Origin of the sequence: Micromonospora sp. CPCC 206061 (assembly GCF_036906915.1) — a bacterium.
Lineage (GTDB): Bacteria > Actinomycetota > Actinomycetes > Mycobacteriales > Micromonosporaceae > Phytohabitans.
The window spans coordinates 1-4,295 of the sequence record NZ_JBAKHX010000172.1; the positions used below are offsets into that span (position 1 = coordinate 1).

The 4,295-nt window shown below is 72.0% G+C and carries 2 protein-coding genes; both read right to left on the reverse strand.

Features of this window, described 5'->3' with window-relative positions; genetic code table 11:
* A partial coding sequence (locus V6V89_RS41075; protein WP_334625141.1) for a beta-ketoacyl synthase N-terminal-like domain-containing protein occupies nt 1–266 on the reverse strand: 266 nt, incomplete at its 3' end.
* Nucleotides 267–280: 14 nt separating this feature from the next.
* On the reverse strand, nt 281–4,273 hold the full coding sequence (locus V6V89_RS41080; RefSeq protein WP_334625142.1) for an SDR family NAD(P)-dependent oxidoreductase: 3,993 nt from the start codon (nt 4,271–4,273) through the stop codon (nt 281–283).
* Between the last annotated feature and the right edge of the window lie 22 nt (nt 4,274–4,295).

The following is a 4,295-nucleotide window of genomic DNA, read 5'->3' on the forward strand; positions in this document are numbered from 1 at the left end:
CCCGTCTGCGAGGGATCCGGGTCGTACAGGCCGTCCACGTCCCAGCCGCGCCTCACCGGGAACCGCGTGACCGCGTCGATGCCGTCAGCTACCAGCCGCCACAGGGCCGCCGGGGTGTCGGCGCCACCGGGAAACCGGCACGCCATCCCCACGATGGCGATGGGCTCCTGCCGCTCCGACTCCACCTCGTGCAGCCGGCGCCGAGCCTGGTGCAGGTCGGCGGTGACCCGCTTGAGGTACTCGCGGAGCCGCTCCTCGTTCGTCATTGGCCTCAACTTCCTCAGGGCATTCCGAGTTCGTTGTCGATGAAGTCGAAGATCTCGTCGTCGCTGGCGGCGCCGATCTTGTCGACGACGTCGTCGCCGTCCGATCCGGAACCGCGCAGCTTGCCGAGGAACTCCTGCAATCGCGTCGCCAGCCGGGTCCGCAACTCGTCGTCCGGCGAACCGGTCAGTACGGCGGACTCGATCCGGTCCAAGTCGGCGAAGACCGGCCACGAGATGCTCGTGGCGGCCGGCGCGATGACCGCCTTCAGATGCTCGGCGAGCGTTGCCGGCGTCGGGTGGTCGAAGACGAGCGTGGCGCGCAACCGCAGTCCGGTGGCCGTGTTGAGCCGGTTGCGCAGCTCTACCGCGGTGAGCGAGTCGAAGCCCAACTCCTGGAACGCCAGGTCGGCACCCACCGGGTCGGCGGACGGGTGCCCGAGAACGGCGGCGGCGTGCGTGCGGACCAGCTCGAGCAGGACCGCGCTCTGCTCCTCCTCGGCCAGACCCGCCAACTTCCGTGGCAGGTCGGCTTCGCTGGCCGGCGCGCGCCGTGCGGGAGTGCGTACCAGGCCGCGCAGGACGGCGGGCGGCGGACCGGCGGCGGCGATCGCGCGCGGGTCGAGCTGCGCGGCGAACACGGTTGGGGTACCCAGGCCGAGGGCGGTGTCCAGGAGAGACAGTCCCTTCTCGGCGGTGAGCGGGACGGCACCCGTGCGGGTGAGTCTGGTGCGGTCGGTGCTGTCTAGGTGCCCGGTCATGGCGCTGCTGTCGGCCCAGAGGCCCCATGCGATCGAGGTGGCGACGCGCCCCTGTGCGTGGCGGTGGTGGGCGAGGGCGTCGAGGTAGGCGTTGGCGGCGGCGTAGTTGCCTTGTCCGGGTGTGCCGAGGGTGCCGGCCGCGGAGGAGTAGAGGACGAACGCTTTCAGGTCCAGGTCGCGCGTCAGCTCGTGCAGGTGCCGGGCGGCGTCGACCTTGGGCCTGAACACGGTGTCGATCTGCGACGGGGTCATGGTGTCGGTGACGGCGTCGTCCAGTACGCCGGCGGTGTGGATGACGGCGGTGAGGTCTGGGATGGAGTTGATGAGTGTGGCGAGTGCGTCGCGGTCGCTGGTGTCGCAGGCGACGATGTCGACGCCCGCTCCGGCCAGCTCGGCGGCGCCGGGTGCGTCCGGTCCTCGGCGGGAGGCGAGCACGAGCCGTTCGACCCCGTATGCGGTCTGGAGGTGGCGGGCGACGAGGACGCCGAGGGTGCCGGTGCCGCCCGTGACGAGCACGGTGCCACCACTGAGATCCGGCTTCTCACCGGCCGGTTCCGTGACGCGGGCGAGCCGTGGGGCGTACGCCTGGCCGTCGCGGACGGTGAGTTCTGGTTCGTTGGTGTTGAACGGGATGGTGTCGTAGTCGCGGTCGAGGTCGACGACGGCGATGCGGTCCGGGCTCTCGGTTTGTGCTGAGCGGATCAGGCCGCGGACTGCTGCTCCGGCCAGGTTGTTGTGGGTGGTGAACACCAGCGGGCCGGTGTTTTGTTGGATCTGGGTGAGGACGTCCTTGGTGGCCTCGGCCGGGTCGTCGCCGGTCACGTCGACGACGAGCGCGTCGCTGGCGAGGGCGTCGGTGGCGGGCACCGGCACCCACTCCACACGGAACAGCGAATTGTGGTGAGGGCCAGCCGCGCCGGCCAGCTGCTCGGCGGTCACCGGGCGGCTCGACACCGACTCGATGGCGGCGACCGGCCGGCCGTCGGCGTCCGTGGCGGTCAGCGACGCGTTCGCCGCGCCGCTCGGCGTCAACCGCACGCGCAGGTGCCCGCCGATGCGGCCGTGCAGCCGGATCCCCGCCCACGTGAACGGCAGGGGCGTGTGGTCCGTCGTGCGCAGGGCCAGCGGGTGTAGCGCGGCGTCGAGCAGGGCGGGGTGGATCGTGTACCGGTGGGTGTCCGGCGTGTCGTCGGGGAGTGTGACCTCGGCGTAGATGTGGCTTCCGTTCTGCCACGCCTGCTGGACGCCTTGGAAGAGCGGGCCGTAGGCGAGACCGAGGGTGGCGAGGTGGTCGTAGAGGCCGCCGGCGTCCAGGGGTGTGGTGCCGGCCGGTGGCCAGGCGCCGTTCATCTCGGGAATCCGGTCCGTGGCGATGCCGTCGCCGTCCTGTGCGAGCCGGCCGGTAGCGTGCCGGGTCCACTCGGTGGTGTCGTCCCCGCTGGCCGGTCGCGAGTGGATGGTCACGGGACGGTGGCCGTCGTCGCCTGGCGTGCCGACGGTGAGGCGTACGTCGATCGCCCCTCGCTCCGGCACGGTCAGCGGCGCGTGCAGGGTCAGCTCGTCGACCTGCGGGTGCCCGACGCGGTCGCCGGCGTGCAGCGCCATCTCCAGGAAGGCGGTGCCCGGGAGGACCACGGCGTCCATGACCGTGTGGTCGGCGAGCCACTGGTGCGTGGCCAGCGACAGCCGTCCGGTGTAGAGGGTGATGCCGGTGTCCGGTAGGTCGGTACTGGCGGTCAGTATCGGGTGGTCGGTGGCGGTGAGCCCCGCCGCGGTCAGGTCGCCGGTGGTGGCCGGGGCGTCGAGCCAGTACCGCTCGTGCTGGAACGGGTAGGTGGGCAGGTCGATGACGCGTCCACTGACGACGGTGGTCCAGTCGACGGCCGCGCCGTGCACGTGTGCCTCGGCGAGCGAGGTGAGGAAGCGGGCGTGGCCCTCGTCGCGGCGCAGCGTGCCGATGGTGGTCGCGTCCACGGCGGACACCAGCACCGGATGCGGGCTGACCTCGATGAGAAGCCGGTGCCCGTCCTTCTTGAGGGCCTCGACCGCGTCGTGGAGTTGGACGGTGTGGCGCAGGTTGCGGTACCAGTAGCCGGCGTCGAGTTCGGTGGTGTCGACGAGGCCGCCGGTCAGTGTGGAGTAGAACGGGACCGTGGCCGGGCGCGGCTGGATGCCGGCGAGGGCGGTGAGCAGGTCGTCGCGGATCGCCTCGACGTGCGGGCTGTGCGAGGCATAGTCGACGGCGATCTTCCGGGCCCGCACGCCGGCCCGCTTGTGCGCCTCGACGTACTCGGTGAGCGCGGCGTCGTCGCCCGCGATGACGGTGGACGCCGGTCCGTTGACCGCGGCGACGTGCAGGGTCTCGGGCAGGTCCAACTCGTCGGCGGGCAGCGGGATCGACGCCATGCCGCCGCCGGCCGGCAGCGCCGTGAGCGCCTTGGCGCGCAGGGCGACGACCGTGGCCGCGTCCTGGAGGGACAGCGCTCCGGCGACGTAGGCGGCGGCGATTTCGCCTTGGGAGTGGCCGATGACGGCGTCGGGTTGTACGCCGTGGTGCTGCCATAGGGTGGCGAGTGAGGTCATGACGGCGAAGAGGGCGGGTTGGACGATGTCGACCCGGTCGAGGGGGCCGCGCAGTTCTTTGAGTAGGTCGAGGTGGGGTGCGAGGGCGTCGGCGCAGCGTCGCATGTGGTCGGCGAACACCGGGGAGGTGTCCATAAGGTCGAGCGCCATGCCGGTCCACTGCGAGCCCTGACCCGGGAACAGGAACGCGGTGCCGCCCCCACTGGCGACGCCCTGGATGACGTTGGCAGCGGGCTCGCCGTCGGCCAGTGCCCGCAGGCCGGCCGTGTTCGCGCCGATGACGACCGCGCGGTGGTCGAAGGCCGTGCGGGTGGTGGCGAGCGAGTGGGCTACGTCGGCCAGGCCGGCGTCAGCGCCGATCGCGGCTGCCAGGCGGGCGGCCTGCTCGCGCAGGGCCGGCTCGGTCCTGGCGGAGAGGACCAACGGCACGGGTCCGGTCGGCTCGGTCGCTGGCGGTGTCTGCGCCGTGGGCGCCTCCTCGACGATCACGTGGGCGTTGGTGCCGCTGATGCCGAAGGACGAGACGCCGGCTCGGCGGGGACGCTCGGTCGGTTCCCACGGCTGGGGTTCGGTGAGGAGCTCGACGGCGCCGGTGGTCCAGTCGACGTGCGGGCTGGGCGCGTCCACGTGCAGGGTGGCGGGGAGTTGGCCGTTGCGTAGGGCCATGACCATCTTGATGACGCCGGCG

What these genes read in the sequence shown, in the direction of transcription:
- V6V89_RS41080 (WP_334625142.1), bottom strand. Translation starts at nt 4,273, where the DNA reads ATGGCCCTACGCAACGGCCAACTCCCCGCCACCCTGCACGTGGACGCG.